This is a genomic window from Lysinibacillus sp. BSL11 (genome assembly GCF_052928325.1).
Genome location: NZ_JAVGCX010000025.1, coordinates 29996 through 51057, shown reverse-complemented (window position 1 = coordinate 51057; position 21062 = coordinate 29996). Strand labels below are relative to the sequence as shown.

Sequence of the window (21062 nt, the reverse complement as noted above, 5' to 3'; positions counted from 1 at the left end):
CTACATTTCTAAAAAGCGCTGTATTTGTTCAGCAGACCATCCCCATGAATCTATTTCTTTCCTACGAGAAGAAGCATAGACTTCGTAAAGGAATGGCTCGTCTTCTTTCGTAATAGACTTAAGCTCTACTTTCATCCTCTCGCCCCCTTCTTTTCTTGAATAGCTTAATGATTATAGAGTCATAACACATGTCTGTTATATCTCCTCCGCTTTATTTATCAAAAAATTCAGATTTTTAAAGCCCTGGTAATAACTAATACTTAATGCCCAAATAAAAAGTCTATTATTGCATTTATTTTGTGTCTTTTAGCCTTTTTTTCATTATATTATAGGTCAATAGATTTCACTATGAATTTATTCCATTTTTTAGGTTAATTTTTCTTAACCTTTTATTATGATTAGTGATACTAGTTGCTAAAGTATAGTTAATGGCTTCTTTAACTATCACTGATGTAACTTAATAGCTTCCAATCACAAACCTACTGATTGAATGTTAGTAAACAATAAGAATCTACTAGAAAGCTACCAGATTCTTATTAGTGTTGAAAAACAAAACAGTCGATCGAAAGGTAGAAATGGATTTTAATTCCAGTCTACTTGTTTTCCTGTAGGCGAGCGCCGAGCCGCTTTCACTCCATGCAGGGTTTGCCTGTCTCGCTATCCCACTGGAGTCAAGTAGCCTTCCAAGCCGACCCACAAAAGTGTTACCTTTTTAGCAAAGGTTTTCAAATAAGGTGGAGGTCTTCACTACTCTTTATGAAGAGTGTTGTCACCCATCACTTCTCTACAATGAAAAAAAGCCTATCCTTTCTCTAGTAATACAAATAATGGGCTATTTTGTTCACTACAGCTATTATGAAAGATAAGGTAAAGACACTTTTGCAGCATGGTTGATTGGAGTGGAGCAAGCGTACTCCTAAGGGATTTAGCGTCACAGTGGAGACCCTAGAGCGAACGCTAGTGAGTGAAGCATCTCATCGGACTCCTCCTGGAAAGGACGCTGGCGGAACGGAAATCAACCGCTCACCTTGCAAAGTCGCTTTTTATGCCGTTGACATCATCTTTTTTCAACAACACGAAGAATCTGCTAGAGAGCTAGCAGATTCGTTAGTTCAACTTATTAATCTAATTGGAAGCGGGAAAAAATTTTCCATACTAGCTCATTTCGATTTGAGACATTTACTTTTTGAAAAATTACCTTTAAATGATCTTGTACCGTGTAGGTTGAAATATTAAGATTATAAGCAATCTCTTTTGTAGGAATCCCTTTAATAACTTCAAATACTACTTCCTTTTCTCTGGGGGTAAGATTATAGGCCGTTATTAAGAAATTGAGCATTTCTCTTGATGATGCTTCATTTATTAATAAAGCGATTTGCTGTTCTTGTTGGCTTGTCAGCAAAAGTGATGCCCGAATAGCAATATAGCCTGTATCTTTGATAGGTACTATTAAAGAAGTATTTGAATTGTACTTGTCAGCAAGTAGTTTTGCACAGAGAGCTTGAATTGGCTTAGGAACTTGAATTTCTGCTAAACTTTCATACTTTCTTAAAATGGATAGCAATTCACAAGCTTTGGTATTACTTGAAAGAATTTTTAACCCTTTATCAAAAATAACAATGCCTTGTTCTCCTTCTACAGTTAGGATCCTCTCCTCAATAATATAATGATGGAACTTCTTTAATGATTCACCCATGATTGGCATCAGTCTTTTTATAAGCACTAGATCTTGATCTTTAAATAAAGGCTGTTCATTTTCAGCTCTTTTGAATAGTGTTAAAAAACCATAGCATTGTCCTTGATAAATTAATGCAGCTCTTACTTCATCACTAAAACCATTGGGCATTAAAACTTCTCTATAGCGAAAGCTTCGACTAGAGGAATCGCTTAACCTGCCTATGTTTTGCCCACTGTGCACTAAGAATCCATATTTATTTACATCTTCTGTCATATATTCCAAATCCATAATTTCCTGATGAATCGCCTCTATTGATTGTTCAGTGACTGCTCCTACAGAAAAAAGTGTATGTGTATCCGTTAATGTACAGCAATACGCATCAAAATTTATATGTGTCCGTAGAGCTTCGATCATCAATTGGCGATATTCAAATGAATTATTGCTGTGCTTTAAGCAATGGTCAGATTTTCGTTGCCAATATTGTGCTTCCTTCATAAACACCTACCTCCCCCCAGAAATATGGGATAGTTCTTTTTTTTCGAAAGTTTATAATTGAGAATAATTCTTAATTGAATTGTACAGAAGTTCAACAAGTAGGAATACTATTTTGAAGAAAATTTTTACTTTTTATTTTCTTGCTAGCTACTTCCGTTATTAGTGGCTGCTCAGAGAAATCGTCTCAAGCAATTGTGGGTGGTGAGAATTCAGAAGAACAGCAAGCTCTTAAAGCTACTATTCGTGCACCTAAATCGCCTGCTATTTTTCCAAGCATTCTATTGGCAGAACAACAGAAGGATACTGAATTTATTATCTGGGAAACAGTAGATACCCTTTTAGCTCAAATACAAAAAAACAAGCACAATTTAGGGTACTTCCTCTTAATATGGGAGCTAATCTATATGCAAAAAGAGTGCCATTACAACTTATAGGAGGTTTAGCACATCAAACTATTTTCATACCTATTTAAGGTGGTCCACCAGATATTTTTAGGGAATAGCCCTACACAGATACTAGGGAATTGCTCTCGAAACTTTAACGCATAAAAATAATTTTTTTGGAGGTATTTTAATGAATAGATCTATACATAGCTGGGACAGTCCTTCTGTCAACACTTATCAACAGTCCATTCGACAAAAAATCATAGGCTATAACCTTATTTATGACATGATGGTCAATATACTTCAGGATCTTACTACTGTAAATAAATTTTTAGTGGTAGGCGCTGGAGGCGGACAGGAATTACTCACATTAGGCAAATCATTTCCTTCTGCCCATTTCACAGCAGTCGATTCATCAAAGGTAATGCTGGAGCTGGCTGCTAAACAAATTGACTCGCTACCACATCGCCCTACTATTATGTGGGTTGAGAAGGATCTACTATCCTTAAGAGTAAATGAGGTCTTCGATGTAGCTAGTTGTCATTTGGTTTTACATTTCATAGAAAGCCTTGACCAAAAGAGAACAATGCTTCAAAAGATTGCGGATAGCTTAAATGAAAATGGTGTGTTATTTATTTCATCGATTAATGCTGATTTAACTTCCCCAACATTCAAACACGAGCTTCGTTATTGGCGAAGCTCCATGCTTCATAACGGAATAAGTGAGGATCATTGGCAACGCTTTGAGCAATCCTTTAGCGTCACAACCCATCCGATTACTCTTGAATTGCTTATTAATTTACTAGGAGAGGCTGGTTTTACGACAATCCTTCCCTATTTTAAAACACATATGATTGACGCTTTAGTCGCTATTAAGGGAGAAACTACTTTATGAAAAATGGGAATATCTTAATCATCGGAGGCTATGGTGAAGTAGGAGGGAAAATTGCAAAATTATTGTTGCAAAGCTCTCCTAACAGAATATGGATTGCCGGAAGAAATATAGAAAAGGCTAAGGATTTCTGCGCCCAGCACAATAACTTAGTAAGACCTCTACAATTGGATGTGTCGAAAAAAATGCACCCAGAGCAATTAGAAAATGTAGCACTGGTCATTATGTGTTTAGAGCAAAAAGATACTGCATTTGCACAGCTTTGCTTAAATAAAGGGATTATGTATATCGATATTACTGCAAGCTATACCTTCCTTAAAAAGTTAGAGGCACTACACTTACTAGCTGAACAGAATCATTCAACAGCCGTATTTAGTGTTGGTATGGCTCCAGGATTGACCAATTTAATGGCCATGCATGCTGCAAAGCAATTATCCTCCGTAGAGAAGCTGCATATTTCTATCTTACTCGGGGCAGGCGATACGCATGGCACTGCAGCAATTCTTTGGATATTGCATCAATTAAATAAACCTTTTAGTAGCTACAGCAATCAGAGAGTTGCTAATTTCACTAATAAGAGAACCGTGAAATTTAAGAAGATTGGAAAACGTAGTGTGTATCAATTTAATTTCTCTGACCAGCACACATTAACAAAGCACTTCCCTTCTATTCCTATCGTCACAAGATTAGGCTTTGATGTTGAGCCACTCAATAAATTCGTATCCTTTTTACAAAAGAGTAGAATTGCTTACTTATTAAAATTTGACCGTATCCAAATCTTGCTCGCTTCACTTATTCAAAAAATAAAAATTGGTTCTGATGTGTGTGGCATACAAATAGAAGCCATTGGGAAAAAACATCACAAAGAAGCAAGCTTTACATTAGACTTTCTTGATCGCGATGAATCACTTGTAACAGCGAAAGTTGCAACATTTATAGCTAACGAGCTCCTTAACAATAAACATCCAGAAGGAGCCTATCATATTGAGGAATTATTTACATTAGTAACCTTACAGACTCATTTTGATAGGTCCTTTCAATAAAAATGGCATTTAGCTCTCATCTAAGGGAGAAGCTAAATGCCTTTTGTTTTATTATAAAACCTTCTCTAAAAAATCCTTAGCACGCTGTGTTGATGGCGCTGAAAAAAACTGTTCTGGAGGAGCATCCTCAATGAGCTTGCCGCCATCAAGGAAAAGAATACGATCAGCAACCTCACGAGCAAAGCCCATCTCATGTGTCACAATCAACATAGTCATCCCAGAATCTGCGAGGTTTTTCATAACGGCCAATACCTCTTTAACCATTTCAGGGTCAAGTGCCGATGTAGGCTCATCAAATAATATAACTTTAGGGTCCATGGCAAGTGCTCGCGCAATGGCAACACGTTGCTTTTGTCCCCCCGATAAGCGATTTGGATATTCTTGACGCTTCTCAAACAGACCCACTTTCTTTAGTAACTCTTCTGCTTTGTTGATAGCAGTAGTCTTATCTATACCCTTCACATTGATTGGCGCATATGTTAAATTTTCAAGCACGGTTTTATGAGGGAAAAGATGAAAATGCTGAAATACCATACCTACTTCTTCACGTATTTTCATTATATTTGTCCCTTTATCTGTCAGGACATCCCCTGCAATCGTTACCTTCCCACTTGTCGGAGCTTCTAATAAATTTAAGCAACGAAGAAATGTCGATTTACCTGATCCCGAAGGTCCAATAATAGCAATTACTTCTTTTTCTTTAACTTCAGTTGATATACCCTTTAATACTTCATTCTGCCCATAAGATTTGTGTAAATCTTCAATTTTAATCACTTTTTCTCATTCCTTTCTCGATTCGTTTACCAAGGAACGTTAAAACAAGCGTCATGATGTAATAGATTACCCCTGCAAAAAGTAATGGCTCAAGATAACGGTATGTCGAACCGCCTACAATGTAGGCACGACGCATAATATCTAATGCACTGATTACTGTCACAACTGCCGTTTCTTTATTTAATGTAATAAATTCATTTACTAAGGAAGGTAAAATATTTTTTACTGCTTGCGGAATAATAATATCCTTCATCATTTTTGCATATGGAATACCCAGTGCTTGTGCAGCTTCCATTTGTCCTTTATCAACTGCATTGATACCAGCACGGATAATCTCTGAAATATATGCTCCTGAGTTTAAACCAAAAGCAATAATAGCTGTTGGAATAGGCTCAATTTGGATATCTAGTAATTGTGGTACTGCATAATAAATAATTAGTAATTGTAATACAAGAGGTGTACCGCGGAAAATCGACGTATAGAAATCAGCAAACCAACGTAAAAAATTCACTTTACCAATTTTACATAATGCTAAAAGTATACCTACGATAAAACCAATGATGGATGCACCGATTGCAATTTGAAGTGTAACACCTATCCCTTTTAAAATATAAGGAATAGAGGGTACGATAGCTGTAAAATCTAAATTCACAGCGCTCCCTCCTTTCTTTTTCATCATGATGTGGCTTTGTTTTTTGTACCGAACATAAATTTAGAAGAGGCTTAAAGCATAATAATGAAAAGCACAAGCGATAGCCCAAAAGTAGAGCTATCGCACGCAATTATTATTCAACTTTTTCTAACCATTTTTCTTCTAGCTCTTGGATTTTGCCTTCTTCAGCTAGCTCTTTTAAAGCTTTATTAATTTTATCTTTTAAATCGCTTCCTTTTGGAACAGCGATTGCTTTGAAATCTTCAGGCTGTTCTTCCACTGGAAAAGCTTCTAATTGATCATTCGTTTTTAAATAGCCTTTCGCAACGCCGCCCTCTAAAATACCTGCGTCTAAACGTTTAGACATCATATCTTGCACAATCTCAGGGATTCGCGTACGTCCTTCTACTGTTACATCAATCTTTTTCGCAATTTCATTACCTAAGTTTTCCTGGATAGATGCAGTTTGTACACCTATTTTTTTACCAGCTAAGTCAGCTTCTTTATTAATACCGCTATCCTTTTTAACAAGGATTACTTGCTCTGTTTCATTATATTTATCTGAGAAATCTACCACTTTTTCACGCTCTGGATTCGGTGTCATACCAGAAATAACGACATCAATTTTCCCTGCTTGTAGTGCTGGCACTAAACTGTTAAAGTCCATATCTTGCACTTGCATATCAACGCCTATTTTTTCTCCAACTAATTTGATTAGATCAATATCAAATCCAATAATTTCTTCGCCTTTTGCTGCATCCACATATTCAAATGGCGCATAGTCTGCTGAAGTACCAACTTTTAATACTTGCTTACCCTCTGTATCCGTAGTAGATCCTGTATCGCTTGCATTATTGTCTTTAGTCCCACATGCTGCAAGTACACCTATTACTAGTACCAGCACCATGATGAATAACTTGTTCTTCATAAACCGTAACTCCTTTTATTTATAATTTATTGTGTATGAGAATACATTTCTCGAAAATAGCTGATTGGATATTTATTCATATTGAAGAATAAAAAATCTATCTGCTAATTAAGATATACTCTTTTGAAATAATAATCAAGATAAACTAAAAAAATTTTAGCTAGATATTATATACATAATTTTCTGATAAGTCAATTTATTTTTGTTTTCATTCATTTTACAAAGTAACTTTACTATTTTCCGTTTTAGCATTATTTATTCCTCCATCGTAAAAACAACTTAACTTCAACAGTGTTCAGAGATAGTGATTATCGCCATTATTTAAGCTCGCAATATTTTGATTTCATCGCTAGTAGGAATTTTGTATTAATGCCGTAAGTTATCTTGTATAATCCAAATAAATCATTTGAAAGGGATTTTTACGATGAAAAAATTATCGTTGTTGTTCGCAATTATTATTGGCTCAGTGCTGATAGCAGGCATTACCTTTTTCTTAACTCAACCTAAGTCGCATGGGCCGCAAGCGATTGAAGGTGTGATGGATTTACGTCATCATTCATTTCACGATAATACGCCTATCAAATTAGATGGGGAGTGGGCATTTATCCCGAATCATTTAGTGGACGGTGAAGCCTTTGATTCTTATCAAAGCTATCTTGTTAATGTCCCTTCAGCTTGGACAAAATATACAATTGATGGGCAACAAATACCTGTATTTGAAAGTGGAACTTATCGTCTCAAGGTTTTAATCGATGATACTGAAGATATTCTAGGAATTAAAACGAGTAACATTCGAATGTCGAACGCATTGTATATTAACGGAAAGCGAATTGGACATAGTGGAGAGCCAGCTGAGGATAGCAGCTATATACCCCACAATACCCCATATACCGCTTATTTTTCGCCTGATAAAAAAGAACTTGAAGTGATTGTCCATGTAGCCAATTTTGATTATGCACCAGGAGGAGGAATTATTAGCTCCATTTTTTTAGGGGATCAATCTAGTATTGCAAAGCTTCGAGAGGGTGCCATATTCTACGATTTAATTACCCTAGCAGGTTTTTTAACAATGTTTATCTACTTTTTTGGCTCATATCTTTATTCAAAATTTGGTATAGAACAGCTTTACTTCTCTATATTTTGTTTTGCAAGTGGGGTCTACACCCTTACTCATGGGGAAAAGTTATTACTAGACTTTATAAATGTTCCATATGCTCCATTTCAGAAAATGCAAATGATCTCTAGTATAGCTGTAGGCCTTTTTATATTGTTGTATTTTTACCGTGCTCTAATAAACCATATGAACCGTTTAGTTGTGAAAGTGTTTTGCGCAATAGGTACCCTTCTAATGCTTGTTGCATTTTTTCCAACATCCATTAATTCACTATTTCAGAACATCAACTCATTGTATGTATTCGCAAATATTGTTTATATTTTCTATGTGCAAATTATAGCAATTTACAAACGCGCGACAGGAGTAATGTATTTAACATTAAGCTCCCTAGCCATTTTACTTTATTTTATCGTTGCAACGTTAAATACAAATATTAATCTTGAACTAAGTGCTCTACCACCATTGTTACCATTTATTTGCCTGACAATGCTTTCCCTATATATTTCTCATCGTTTTGCAGATTCTTATTTAGAAAAAGGCAAGCTAACGGAGGCACTTATACGTGTAGATAAATTAAAGGATGAGTTTCTCGCTAAAACCTCTCATGAATTCCAAACGCCCTTACATGGCATTATAGGCATTTCGCAGTCTATGCTGAAGGATGATAGTTTACCTATCTCAGCGGATGAACAAAAAGAAAAAGTATCACTTATTTTCAATATTGCAGAACGTCTATCCTATTTAGTCAATGATTTACTAGATTTTTCAAAGCTTAAGGAGAATGAATTAACATTGCGGATGACATCTGTTGATTTATATGCCATTGCACATATGACTGTAGAAGTGCTTTCCTACACGATTAGCAAGAATGTCAAAATTTATAATCATATAGAACGGGGAACCTTTGTCCAAGCTGATGAAAACCGTCTTCGCCAAATTTTATATAATTTAATTCATAACGCAGTGAAGTATACAAATGAAGGAAAAATTGATATAACTTGTTATGAGAAACAGTCATTCCTAGTGATTGAAGTTAAGGATACGGGGTGTGGGATAGCACCAGAAAATTTAAAAACCATTTTTAACCCATTCCAACAATTCAATTATTCAATCGGTGGCAGTGGATTAGGTTTACATATTACAAAGGAGCTTGTCGAGCGGCAGGGTGGAAAAATATTTGTTGATTCTATTGTCGGACAAGGTGCTACCTTTTCATTCAAATTACGAAAAGGTCAGCCGACAAATGAGGAATTACCATCAATCCCAATCCAAACATACCAGCATCCTTTCCTAACATTCCCACATATTGTTGAAAAAATAGGAAAGAAAAAAATTCTTATTGTGGATGACGATGCTGTTAATTTAAAGGTACTAATAGATATTTTGACACAAGAAAACTATTCCATTATAGCAATTGATAATGGACACCATGTATTTGAGTACCTTACACAACAACCTAGTATTGATTTATTAATTTTAGATATTATGATGCCCACTATTTCTGGCTATGAGATTTGTCAACAGGTTAGACAAAATTACACGTCTACAGAGCTACCTATTCTAATGTTGACTGCGGCTGTTCGCCCAGAGGATATGATTGCAGCCTTTCAAACTGGTGCAAATGATTTTTTACATAAACCTTTAGATGCTACCGAGCTAAAGACAAGGGTACGCAATCTTCTTTTATTGAAGGAGTCTGCAGAAACAGCAGTGAAGATGGAAACCGCGTTTTTACAGGCACAAATTAAACCGCATTTTATTTATAATGTCTTAAATTCCATTCTGTCACTAAGCTATTTAGACTTAGATAAATCACGGGCAATGATTACAGATTTTGCTACATTTTTACGTAATAGTTTTGCCTTTGAAAATGCCAACAGTCTTGTCCCTTTGGAAAAGGAGCTTAGTCTTATTGAGGCCTATGTAAATATTCATCGCACTAGATATCCTGAGCAATTAGAATTTAATATTTGCATGGATGAGCCTATCCAATGCCTTATTCCTCCTTTACTGCTTCAGCCTTTAGTAGAGAATGCCCTTCTTCATGGTTTGAAAATCAGAAAAGAGCTTAGCGAGCTACTATTAGTTATAAGGCAGGAAGAGCATATGGTGATTTTCCAACTGATAGACAACGGCATTGGTATATCTTCAGAGCTTTTAAGGCAAATTCAAAATGGTGAGAAAACAGCTAGTCAAGGCATTGGTATTTTAAACATTTCCAAAAGATTAAAAAAATTCAACAACGCTACTATCTATTTTGATAGCCACGAAAACAAAGGAACGACTGTTGAAATAAGATTTCCAATAATTACTTTATAGAGGATGTGAGCAGCTTGTTAAAAGCAGTTATTATAGATGATGAAATTTTAGCCATTCGTTTATTAGAATCCATGCTAAATGCAAGTGGCTCTATTGAGATTATTGGAACCTTCCAGAATCCAAAAGATGGTTTAGTAAATATTGATATGTTAAAACCTGATATTTTGTTTTTAGACATTGAAATGACTGAAATGACTGGTCTTGAATTCGCTTCTAAAATAGAAAATGTTTCAAGCTATATAGATATTGTCTTTGTTACAGCTTATGAAAATTATGCTTTAGAGGCCTTTAATGTACAGGCTATAGATTATATTTTAAAGCCCATTGACCACAACCGACTCTTAAAAACAATTGAGCGGCTACTTGAACGAAGGCAGCAAAAAAAGTTAATACAACCAATTGAACATACTTCTGTAAATGAAGGAACCAAAATTATTCATACATTACACTTCCATATACACTCAGGAAAAGTTTCAATTGGTGATACTGTATTAACTTTATCAACAAAGGAATTCCAAATTTTATTCTTTTTAGCACAGCATTGCAATCAAGCTTTTCCAGCTGCCGAGCTGTACCGACTTATTTGGGACGAGGATAGCTTTGGACAAACACAAGCCTTACGAGTTCATATCAGCAATTTAAGAAAAAAACTTGAAACGATTCCAGGTCATACAGCTAAAATTGTTATGGTAAGAGGCTCTGGGTATCAATTAGTTTTTCAAGAATAATTTGAAAGGGAAGTTGATTAAACCAATCAACTTCCCTTTCACTTGAATGTTATGAAATGTCCAATGTTTACTACCTTCTAGCCACTGCTCTCTCATCTCTTATGCAGGGATTTCCCCACTCTCTGTGAACAATCTATTCATCAATTTTGCAATTCTATTTTTAAAAAAGACTGTTTGCTTTAGGGCAAACAGTTCTCCTTCTATTTTATAGTATGTTCTTCAGGGAACAATTTTGACTTTAATTCATCTTCACCAGAGCCCTTGGCTAATGGAACGCGAGAACGATAGGCTGCACGACAAATTAAATGCCCTGCAACGGGTGCTGTCACAAAGACGAAAAGAATACCTAAAATGAGCCGTACACTAACAAAACCGTCATGCACCCAGAAATAGATAAACGCTCCTAACAAACAGGTTAAGACTGATAATGTAGAGCTTTTTGTAGCAGCATGTGAACGTGTATAAACATCTGGTAGGCGAATCATTCCAAATGCGCTAATAACACTCACAATGGAACCTATAAGAATAAGGATAACTGCTGCCCATTCAATCATTTGATTTACGTTCAACAATCACACCTCTTTCTATATATTTTGTAAATGCAATCGTTCCGATAAACGCTAAAATGCCTAAAATAAGTATAGCTTCTAAATATGCTTTAGTCTTCAATATAATAGAGACAATCGCAATAGCCGATAATAAATTAACCCCAATTGTATCGAGAGCTATCGCTCGATCAGGCATTGATGGACCACGGATAACACGATATAACGACAGCGCAATGGAAATACTGAAGAAAGCAAGTGCAAGAAGTAATATATTGTTAATCACTAGCGTGTCACCTCCATTATTGCTTGTTCAAATTTTCCAATTGATCGTATAACTGCATCCTTTGACTCTTCTATGTCCATAGCATGGATATAAAAGACATCTCCCTCTTCTGATACCTCCATGACGACAGAGCCAGGAGTTAATGTTAATAGTAAGGCAAGGGCTGTAATCTCCCAATCCCCCTTTAATACAGTTTTATATGTGAAAATACCAGGTGTAATATTTAACTTAGGTGTTGTGATTTGTCTTAATACACTATAGCTTGATAAAAATAGCTCCCAGTTAAACAACCATAATAACTTGATAATGGAAAAAACTCTCCGCATATAAAATTGAGTACCATAAAAGCGATGCATCGCATATAGAATGCCCATACCTACAACAAAGCCCATTAAAAATGTCGAAAATTGTGGTGTCACTTCATCTTGTAGGAGTAACCAAAGTGTTGCGATAAATAAGTTTAAAATAAACTGCATCGCCATTATTTATTCACCTCACCTTGCCATTGTTCGCCATCTAAAACTGCATCGATATAGATAGATGGTGTATAAAGAGTTTCAGCTGCATCTGTGACAAATGGTGCCATTTTTTCTGCCCCAATCCCTAATCCAAATGTGCAAACAGCCAATAATGTTAAAGGCAACAGTATACGTTTAGGTAAAGGTTTTTCATCCTCTAGGCTAATAATGGTTTCGCCAAAAAAGGAAGAAAGAAATATCCTTAACAATGAATATAAAACAATTAAACTAGAGAAAAACCCTAGACCTAATAGAACGAAATGGCCGCCTTCTATCGCACCTTGTCCAATTAAAACCTTTCCTAAAAAACCACTTAGTGGGGGTATACCAGCTAGTGAACACATTGCTATAAAGAACAACCACCCAAAAAAGGGATAGTTACGAATAAGTCCACTCATCTTATCAATTACTGTTTCCCCAGTGAGATAGATCATCATGCCAACAGCTAAAAACAACATAGCCTTAGCTATCATATCGTGCATTAAATAGTAGATAACACCTTGTAAGGCTGACTCTGTACCTACTGCTAGCCCAATTATTATAAAACCAACGCCAATTAATACATTGTAGGAGGCTATTGTTCTAACATCACGACCTGAAAGTGCACCGATACAGCCTGCTATAATTGTAATTCCAGCCATGATGCCGAGAGCTGTGTGTGTGACTTCAGGATTATTAGGGAACAGCAATGTAAAGGAACGAACAAGTGCATACATCCCTACCTTTGTTAATAAAGCAGCAAATAAAGCAGCAATGGCAGTTGGTGGTACGCTATACGAGCCTGGCAACCAGAAGAATAATAAAAGTCCAGCCTTCAAGCTAAAGACGATTAAGAAAATAAGCGCTACTGTTGTAATAAGAGGATTAGCTCCTGCCTCCATTACACGAACTGAAATATGGGCCATATTTAATGTGCCAACTGTTCCATACAGAAAAGCTAGTGCTACTAAGAAAATCCAAGAGGCTACAATATTGATAAGCACATATTTCAATGCTTCACGTAGCTGAATTTTTTCGCCACCTAAGCTGATCAGTGCGTAGGAAGCAAGCAACATCACTTCAAAACACACAAATAAGTTAAAAATATCGCCCGTCAAAAATGAGCCATTGACACCTGCTATCATCAGCAAGGTAAATGGATAAAAATACATTTTTTCATATCTTAGCTCCATTGTAAAAATTGCATATAGCGTACAAATGAGGGCTACAATATTTGCAACTAACACTAATAGTGTCGCAAATGAATCGGCTACAAATGAGATTCCAAATGGTGGTGCCCATCCACTAAAGTCAATGCGCATCACACCCTGTTCTTGAATCTCTACTAATAAAATGACGCTGATGATAATAATAAAGCTCAATGTTAATAAGCTGATGATGCGTTGTAGCGTCACATGCTCTTTTAAAAACACCAGTAAAATAGCCGTAATTACCGGTACAATTAATGGTAAAACAATCATATTACTCATCAGGCGTACCTCTCAATTCATCAAAATTCCCTGAACCATTTGTTTTGTACGCACGATACCCTAAAACGAGAACAAAAGCAGTGACAGCAAAGCTAATCACAATCGCTGTTAATATTAATGCTTGAGGTAATGCATCTGTATATGGTCCCTCTGATTCTCCTAATAATGGTACATCCCCTTTTTTTAAACCTCCCATAGTCAGAATCAGTAAGTGGGCAGCATGAGATAAAACAGCGGTGCCTAAAATAACACGTAATAACTGCTTTGAGAGGATTAAGTACGTCGCAACAGCTACTAATATACCTACTAAAACAAGTATTAAAGACTCCATTGGCTACTCATCCTCACTTATACTTAAAATAATTGTTACAACAACCCCCACCACTGTTAAAGCTACACCCGCTTCAAATATAGTGACAGTTGAAAAGCCCAATTTCCCAAAAATAGGAACATCTATATACGTATGTGCTTGTGTTAAAAATGGTACATCGAAAAACAACGAACCTATTGCAGTTCCTGTTGCAAGCAATACACCAAGAGCTGCAACCTTTTTAAAGTCGAAAGGCATCCCTTTATGAACAGTTTCAATATCATAGGCTAGATACAACAAAACAATGCCTGAGGCTAACACAAGACCACCTATAAAGCCACCACCAGGAGCATGATGCCCAGCAAAGAATAAATACACGCCGAGTGTTAAAATAATGAACACGACAGCTTTGGTGATGGTCCTTAAAATCACATCATTAATTTTCATGATCTGCTTCCTCCTTTCGTGGCTTAAGCTTTGTTAGAGCATAGACCCCTAAGCCAGCAATTAGAAGAACAACAACCTCTAGCATCGTATCAAAAGCACGGAAATCCCCTAGTATTGTATTAACGATATTGGAACCGCCAGCCAATTCATAGGCATCATTGAAGTAAGTAGCCACTGGTTCAAAGCGATCATAGTGTACTACTGCTAAACCAACAATTGTTACGGTTGCACCAACAAAAATAGAAATCAATGCTTTTGACCATTGAACCCTTTTACGTGGTAGCTCTGGCATCAAATCTGGCAAATATTTAAAACATAAAAGGAATAAAGCTGTTGTGACCGATTCAACAACTAATTGTGTTAAAGCTAGGTCTGGTGCACGGAAGATAACAAAGAAGAAGGCAATAGAATAGCCTAGTACACCATTTAGCAACATGGCTGTCACCCGACCCTTTGCGAAAATCATCCAAACAGCTGCAAAGATCATGACAAACACAAGGATTAACTCGTAGGATTCTATAGCGGAATCTTTATCAAAATTAAAGGTCATAGCATCTGACCAAACAAAATAACCAGCGATAAGTGCAACAAAAAACACATATATATAGATAAAATAATGTGTTAAATTACCTGTCATATATTTATTGGTAAGCCTCTGTGAGCCATTTTCACTCATCTCTATCATTCGATTGTAATACGTATTAAACGTATATTTTTGTGAAAATAGACGATAAAGTGGCTTCCAGCTTTTTAATGTTTTAAATAAGATAATTCCAATAATAATGACACCTACTGTCATCAATAACTCTGCATTGATGCCATGCCATGCATGAATATGTGGTGTTAACTCACTTGTAGTTGGGAATGTAGGATAAATACTAGCCATAGCAGGCTCTAAAATATAATGCCCTAATATATTAGGGAAGAAAAAGATACCAACTACCAACAAGCATAAAATAATTGGCGATATTAACATGCCAAGTGGAGCTTCGTGTGGTTTTCTATCAATCTTCTCTGGTTGTAGTTTACCCAAAAATGTACGACTAATTAAAATCAAACTATAGATAAAGGTAAAGATACTTGCCACCCATGCTATGATGGGGAAAAATAACCCTATATCAGCAATAGAGAATGCTTCTACATCACGAATAGCCAATACTGCTGCAAAAAACATTTCCTTACTTAAAAAGCCATTAAATGGTGGCAATCCTGCCATTGAGAAGCTACCAATCACTGCGATTGTAAAAGTGATAGGCATGAAAGACATTAAGCCACCTAAACGACGTATATCACGAGTACCTACTTCATGATCGACAATTCCAACCATCATGAATAAAGCTCCTTTAAAGGTCGAATGATTCACAAGGTGAAATAGCGCTGCAAAGCTTGCTTGAGTGTAAAGAATTGAGTTTTCCTCATAGCCATAATAATGACCAACAGACCCAAGGCCAAAGAGACTCATAATTAAACCAAGCTGACTCACTGTTGAAAAGGCTAATAATGCTTTTAAATCCGTCTGACGGACTGCATTAAATGAACCCCAGAATAATGTAACTAGGCCTATAACACTAACTAGCCAGAACCACACAGCCTCTCCACCAAAAACTGGTGAAAAACGAGCTACTAAAAAAATGCCTGCCTTTACCATTGTTGCGGAATGTAAGTAAGCACTAACAGGTGTTGGGGCCTCCATAGCATCAGGCAACCAAATATGGAAAGGAAATTGTGCAGATTTTGTAAAAGCCCCAAGTAAAATTAGAATAAGTGCTGGCGTAAATAAGGCATGATCTCGTATAACCTCTACATTAGCAACAATTTCACGAATACTAAATGTATGAGAAGCTACATAGAGCATTAAGAAACCTGCAAGCATTGAGAGTCCGCCAAAGACTGTAATCATCATCGCTTTTTTGGCTCCAGCTCGAGATGCCTTTCTATGATGCCAAAATGCAATTAATAGGAATGATGAAACACTTGTCAGTTCCCAAAATGTGTATAATACCATTAGGTTATCTGAAAAAACAACGCCAAGCATAGCGCCCATGAATAGTAATAAATAGCAGTAAAAGTGATGAAGAGATTCTTTCGTTGATAAATAAAAAATAGAATATAAAATGACTAAACTACCTACACCTGTAATAAGCAGACCAAAAATCATACTGAGTCCATCTAGGTAAGTTGTGAAATTTATATTAAAAGAGGGAATCCACTCATATGTATGAATAAAGGTTTTACCCTCGGCTAATTGAGGAATATAGCGAGCGAGTAAAAGAAACAAGATGAATGGAACAGATAAAACAAACCAGCCAAGATGTGTGACACGCCTTAGTCGCCTGTAAAGCAATGGAATTAGAGCAGCACAAACAAATGGCAAAAGTATCGCAATGAGAACTGTGACCAAATGAAAACCTCCTACTATCTAAATCATCTAGCAAATTTTTGTGGTGATGGGCATGTAAAGTGCTAAGACTTTAGAAATTTGTTCAAGCTAAGTAACATATTAGATGTATTCTTGAAATTTTTTAATGGAATGTGGTGGGGTGTTAAAGTGCCTAATTGTTTATAAAAACGGTTATTTTAGTTATTTAGTCACTTCTAACCCGATGCAAGCCTAAATAACTTGTGGAAAATCAGATAATTTATACAGTTACAACTCAGTTAATATCAGCATAATGAAGACACTTGACTATCTATTTAACTCACTGCATAATAGTGTGGCATATGAAAGCAAATTAGCATAGATGCACAGAATGCATAAATTAAATAATCTCTAATTATTGATTTAAGCTTAATCCTTCAAGGGTTTTCCAATACATTTTCGTTAACTTTTATACATTTTTAAGTATACAATATAAATGAGCATAATGCACTGTAACAGCATTGATTTTAGCTGTTTTAGGATAATTTTTTCAAAATCAACAGTGAAATTAACAAAATACCAACAGATAAGAGGTGTACATTTTTTATGAAGCATGTAAAAGGGCGTTTGGATGAAAGTATATTAGTTTGTGTTTACTACGGCTTAAATGGCGAACGTTTGATTCGTCGTGGTCATAAGATGGCCACAATGCTTGATTGCCCACTTTATATTCTTTCAGTCGATTCGCAACCCCTTGATGCATTTGACGCAGAGAAATCTAGTTATATAGAGCAATGGAAAAAGTTATCAGATGAGCTTGAGGTCGAAAAATTTATTTTGCAAGATAATGAAAAACGCCCCATACAAAAGGTTATTGCAGAGGTCGCAAAGAATTATAGCATTTCGCAAATTATCGTAGGGCAAAGCGCACAAAGCCGTTGGGAGGAAATCACTAAAGGCTCGTTCCTAAACGTACTGTTAAAGGAAGTTCCCTTTGTTGATTTTCATATCGTAGCTGTTCAACGCCCAACAGACGATGATGCAAATGAAACATATGAAAAAGGAGTACGTGCTTACTTAATTAAAGAACAGGAGAACTTTAAAGTAGCATTTACATGTCCTAAGTATGTATCGATTGAAGGTATATTCTTCAAAGAAATTGGCACAGATTTTGACAACGGCATCTTTAAATTTACTTACAACGATAAAATGCATGAAGTTCATATTTCAGAGGGCTATGTAATCGATCAGGAAAAATTGCCAGCAGAATTTTTAGCTCCATTAAGACAATAAAAAAAAACGCGTAGATACGCGTTTTTTTTATGAGACAGCAGCTGAAGCAGGTTTATCCTTCGGTAAGAAGAAGGCAACTAGTAATAATAAAGGTAATAATGAAACAACAATCATTGTAAAATCAATGCCTTTATGATCCATTAAAACGCCGATAACCATTGCCCCTATTGCGCCCATACCAAAAGCAAATCCTGTTGTTAAACCAGCCATTGTGCCAATTTTTGTTGGGACTAACTCTTGTGCATAGACCACCGTTACGGAGAAGCTAATCATAATCAACGTACCAATAATAACTAAAAATATCATAGCCGCCCATAATGGTACATATGGCAATGCCAAACAAAATGGCATAGGGCCAACTACAGAAAGGATGATGACATTTTTCCTACCAATACGGTCTGATAAAGAGCCTCCGAAAAAGGTACCTACTACACCAAATGCCATGAATGTGAATATTAATATTTGCCCTAGTCGAAGGCTAACCTCATAGTGATCCATTAGATAAAACACATAAAAACTTGTTATATTTGTTGTATAAAATGATCGTGCAAAAATAATTGTAAATAATAATGTTAATGCCATTCCAACTTGTTTCTTTGTTAATGGAGGCAATGTTGAAACGAGTACACGCTTTTTCTTGGTTGTACGCTCCTGCTCCAATTGTTTTTTATACCATGTAGCAATTTTACTTAATAAAATAATACCAAACGTAGCAATGACTAATATGATCGCAGCCCCACGTTGTCCAAGAATATCAAAGATGTAAGCACTTATTAATGGTGCCAGTGCTTGCCCTGAATTTCCCCCCACTTGATAAATAGACTGCGCAAGTCCTCGTTTAGATCCAGCTGCCATAAAGGAAACCCTTGATCCCTCAGGGTGAAAGATAGCTGACCCAAAGCCTATAAATAATACTGCAATAATAATAATCCAATACTGCGTTGTGAACGCTATAATAGCAATCCCTATAAATGAACTAATCATACCGATAGGTAAAGCATAAGGCATTGGTTTTTTATCACTGATATAGCCTACCGCAGGCTGCAATGCAGAAGCAAATATGTTTAATACAAAAGAAATCATTCCAATTTGTGTAAAGGTCAATCCTAATTCACTCTTAAATATCGGAAACATCGCTGGGATAACAGCTTGCATCGTATCATTGATAAGGTGAGCAACACCGATTGCAATCATAATTGGATAGATTGGATTTGTTACATTTAATTGTTTATTCATGTTGCCACCTCACTCTTATTTTGTTTAAACAGGATTGTCGCATACTATCGACCATTTTGCACAAGCTATAGTTCGACAGCTGTAAAAGGAGTTGATATATGCATGGAAAGCTTTATTCATGCTCACTTTTGGGAAATGATTCTACGCACAACACTTTCGTTTTTTGCCTTACTAATTTTGGCACGTATACTTGGGAAAAAACAACTAGGCCAGTTAACATTCTTCCACTATATTACAGGTATTACATTTGGTTCGATCGCTTCAGAAATTGCCTCTCAGGAAGAAACACCATTTTTAGATGGTTTGATTTCGCTCGTTTGGTGGAGTGCTTTAACGTATTTGATGACCGTTATTACGATTAAATCTAAAAAAGCTCGCGTTCTCGTTGATGATAAACCAACGATTGTTATTCAAAAGGGTCTTATATTAGAATCTGCATTGCAAAAAAACCGTCTTCATCTAGATGAGCTTACAATGATGCTACGTGAACAAGCCATTTTCTCCGTACAAGATGTTGAGTATGCCTTACTAGAAACGAATGGAAAGCTCAGTGTGCTACAAAAAACCTCTGAACAAGTGGCTACAAAGCAGGATGTTAAAGCAGATGTATCACCACCTACCTACCTTCCTACTGAAGTTATTTCTGATGGTCAACTTATTACTGAGAATATTGTTGAACTTGAGCTGACAGAAGACTGGGTATTAAAGAAATTGAAAAAGCAAAATGTGCATTCTGTAGAAGAAGTTTATTTTGCTCAAGTCCAAACAAATGGTTCCTTGTACATCAGCTTAAAAGATAAAGCGAGACATTCAAGCCCTTAATTGCTTGTCTAGTCTCGTTTTTTGTTAATCAATTTTGACAATATCTAAGGGCGTAATAATACCGAGTAATCTTTGATGTGGTTGACCATGCTCCGTTATTAATAATGCCTCAAAGCGTCTCCCTCTTTCGACTCCTTGTTTAAATATTTCCTCAGCCTCATAGATGGATATCGTTCTACTGACAAATTTGTAATTCACTCTATTTTTCTCATGCAATAAGATATCATGCAGTGTTGGTATTTTTTTCGGTAAATGATCGCCACCCATCTTTGACGCAAGCCAATTTGTGATTCCAACTGTTGTGATTAGCCCCTTAAACTGCTTATTATAATAAACAGGAAATTGTGTATATTTGCGCTGACGTATCACTTTTAAAACATGTCTTAAAGAATCATTTTCTTGAAAAATCAATACTCTTTTACGGAACATTTGCCCTACAAGCGTTGGCTTAGCAAGGGTAGCATCTATGTATTCAATTCGCTCTACAACATCAGTATGGGGCTCTGCAATCACATAATGTAATGATGTACGATGATGCACAATCGCATTTCGTAAGTCTGCATATGAGCGCAGATCATCTTCATATTTCTTCACCAAGACATCCTTTTTCTTCGCTTGATCAATTAGCCGATAAAAAGGCATAAAATCCTTAGCACCTACAATATCTCTCAGTCTATGATCTATTCGATTAAACGCTGTCAGGAAACGATCGGAATTTTCAGTTCCCACTTTTCATGTCCCTTCTTTCTATAGTAGTCTATATATTTTCCG

Annotated in this window: 20 protein-coding genes; 6 read left to right on the top strand and 14 right to left on the bottom strand. The window is 36.1% G+C overall.

The features are described from left to right. The gene (locus RCJ95_RS22390; RefSeq protein WP_446722800.1) at positions 1-135 is read right to left on the bottom strand and encodes a hypothetical protein; all 135 of its coding nucleotides are present in this window, start codon (positions 133-135) and stop codon (positions 1-3) included. 985 nt (positions 136-1120) lie between these two features. Beyond that, positions 1121-2173, bottom strand: a complete 1053-nt coding sequence (locus RCJ95_RS22385) for a helix-turn-helix transcriptional regulator (RefSeq protein WP_446722799.1) — start codon at positions 2171-2173, stop codon at positions 1121-1123. Between the two features lie 573 nt (positions 2174-2746). Between RCJ95_RS22385 and RCJ95_RS22380 the strand changes: the two genes are divergently transcribed. Both RCJ95_RS22380 and RCJ95_RS22375 read left to right on the top strand, forming a co-directional pair. Then, positions 2747-3451, top strand: a complete 705-nt coding sequence (locus tag RCJ95_RS22380) for a class I SAM-dependent methyltransferase (protein WP_337976448.1) — start codon at positions 2747-2749, stop codon at positions 3449-3451. Next, the gene (locus RCJ95_RS22375) at positions 3448-4491 is read left to right on the top strand and encodes a saccharopine dehydrogenase NADP-binding domain-containing protein (protein ID WP_446722798.1); all 1044 of its coding nucleotides are present in this window, start codon (positions 3448-3450) and stop codon (positions 4489-4491) included. The genes RCJ95_RS22380 and RCJ95_RS22375 overlap by 4 nt, the downstream gene beginning before the upstream one ends. Positions 4492-4542: 51 nt before the next feature. On the opposite strand, the gene RCJ95_RS22370 is transcribed toward RCJ95_RS22375, so the two are convergent. From RCJ95_RS22370 to RCJ95_RS22360, 3 genes are all read right to left on the bottom strand, one after another. Further along, entirely contained in the window at positions 4543-5265 is a 723-nt protein-coding gene (locus RCJ95_RS22370) for an amino acid ABC transporter ATP-binding protein (RefSeq protein ID WP_257520936.1), read from the bottom strand. After that, positions 5258-5917: an amino acid ABC transporter permease gene (locus tag RCJ95_RS22365; protein ID WP_036075291.1), complete on the bottom strand. Its 660-nt coding sequence runs from the start codon at positions 5915-5917 to the stop codon at positions 5258-5260. The genes RCJ95_RS22370 and RCJ95_RS22365 overlap by 8 nt, the downstream gene beginning before the upstream one ends. Before the next feature lie 133 nt (positions 5918-6050). Beyond that, complete coding sequence (locus RCJ95_RS22360; protein WP_257520935.1) at positions 6051-6845, bottom strand: transporter substrate-binding domain-containing protein; 795 nt, start codon at positions 6843-6845, stop codon at positions 6051-6053. Between the two features lie 424 nt (positions 6846-7269). On the opposite strand from RCJ95_RS22360, the gene RCJ95_RS22355 reads away from it, so the two are divergent. Further along, complete coding sequence (locus RCJ95_RS22355) at positions 7270-10278, top strand: ATP-binding protein (protein WP_257520934.1); 3009 nt, start codon at positions 7270-7272, stop codon at positions 10276-10278. Positions 10279-10292: 14 nt separating this feature from the next. After that, on the top strand, positions 10293-11006 hold the full coding sequence (locus RCJ95_RS22350) for a DNA-binding response regulator (protein WP_274771198.1): 714 nt from the start codon (positions 10293-10295) through the stop codon (positions 11004-11006). A 200-nt stretch (positions 11007-11206) separates the two neighbouring features. Here RCJ95_RS22350 and RCJ95_RS22345 read toward each other — a convergent pair whose 3' ends face one another. Genes RCJ95_RS22345 through RCJ95_RS22315 form a run of 7 tightly spaced genes read right to left on the bottom strand, consistent with a single transcriptional unit; the run spans position 11207 to position 16982 of the window. Beyond that, positions 11207-11575 (bottom strand): Na+/H+ antiporter subunit G, encoded by a 369-nt coding sequence (locus RCJ95_RS22345; protein ID WP_004233152.1) that lies wholly within the window; start codon positions 11573-11575, stop codon positions 11207-11209. Next, positions 11553-11837 (bottom strand): Na(+)/H(+) antiporter subunit F1, encoded by a 285-nt coding sequence (locus RCJ95_RS22340; protein WP_004233151.1) that lies wholly within the window; start codon positions 11835-11837, stop codon positions 11553-11555. The genes RCJ95_RS22345 and RCJ95_RS22340 overlap by 23 nt, the downstream gene beginning before the upstream one ends. After that, positions 11837-12319 carry a Na+/H+ antiporter subunit E gene (locus RCJ95_RS22335; RefSeq protein WP_257520932.1) on the bottom strand — a complete coding sequence of 161 codons (483 nt, stop codon included), beginning with the start codon at positions 12317-12319 and terminating at the stop codon, positions 11837-11839. The genes RCJ95_RS22340 and RCJ95_RS22335 overlap by 1 nt, the downstream gene beginning before the upstream one ends. Further along, positions 12319-13824, bottom strand: coding sequence for a Na+/H+ antiporter subunit D (locus tag RCJ95_RS22330; RefSeq protein WP_446722797.1), 1506 nt, complete (start codon positions 13822-13824; stop codon positions 12319-12321). Before RCJ95_RS22330 ends, RCJ95_RS22335 begins: the two co-directional genes overlap by 1 nt. Then, on the bottom strand, positions 13817-14155 hold the full coding sequence (locus RCJ95_RS22325) for a Na(+)/H(+) antiporter subunit C (RefSeq protein WP_004233143.1): 339 nt from the start codon (positions 14153-14155) through the stop codon (positions 13817-13819). Before RCJ95_RS22325 ends, RCJ95_RS22330 begins: the two co-directional genes overlap by 8 nt. Positions 14156-14158: 3 nt before the next feature. After that, complete coding sequence (locus RCJ95_RS22320) at positions 14159-14581, bottom strand: Na(+)/H(+) antiporter subunit B (RefSeq protein ID WP_257520930.1); 423 nt, start codon at positions 14579-14581, stop codon at positions 14159-14161. Next, positions 14571-16982 (bottom strand): Na+/H+ antiporter subunit A, encoded by a 2412-nt coding sequence (locus RCJ95_RS22315; protein ID WP_446722796.1) that lies wholly within the window; start codon positions 16980-16982, stop codon positions 14571-14573. The genes RCJ95_RS22320 and RCJ95_RS22315 overlap by 11 nt, the downstream gene beginning before the upstream one ends. Before the next feature lie 564 nt (positions 16983-17546). On the opposite strand from RCJ95_RS22315, the gene RCJ95_RS22310 reads away from it, so the two are divergent. After that, the gene (locus RCJ95_RS22310; RefSeq protein WP_036075307.1) at positions 17547-18233 is read left to right on the top strand and encodes a histidine kinase; all 687 of its coding nucleotides are present in this window, start codon (positions 17547-17549) and stop codon (positions 18231-18233) included. 27 nt (positions 18234-18260) lie between these two features. Here RCJ95_RS22310 and RCJ95_RS22305 read toward each other — a convergent pair whose 3' ends face one another. Beyond that, positions 18261-19469: an MFS transporter gene (locus RCJ95_RS22305; RefSeq protein ID WP_274771189.1), complete on the bottom strand. Its 1209-nt coding sequence runs from the start codon at positions 19467-19469 to the stop codon at positions 18261-18263. Between the two features lie 102 nt (positions 19470-19571). Between RCJ95_RS22305 and RCJ95_RS22300 the strand changes: the two genes are divergently transcribed. After that, positions 19572-20291: a YetF domain-containing protein gene (locus RCJ95_RS22300; RefSeq protein ID WP_202342701.1), complete on the top strand. Its 720-nt coding sequence runs from the start codon at positions 19572-19574 to the stop codon at positions 20289-20291. Between the two features lie 24 nt (positions 20292-20315). Here the strand turns inward: RCJ95_RS22300 and RCJ95_RS22295 are convergent, their stop codons facing one another. Then, positions 20316-21020 carry a CBS domain-containing protein gene (locus tag RCJ95_RS22295; RefSeq protein ID WP_221681335.1) on the bottom strand — a complete coding sequence of 235 codons (705 nt, stop codon included), beginning with the start codon at positions 21018-21020 and terminating at the stop codon, positions 20316-20318. Positions 21021-21062 lie beyond the last annotated feature (42 nt).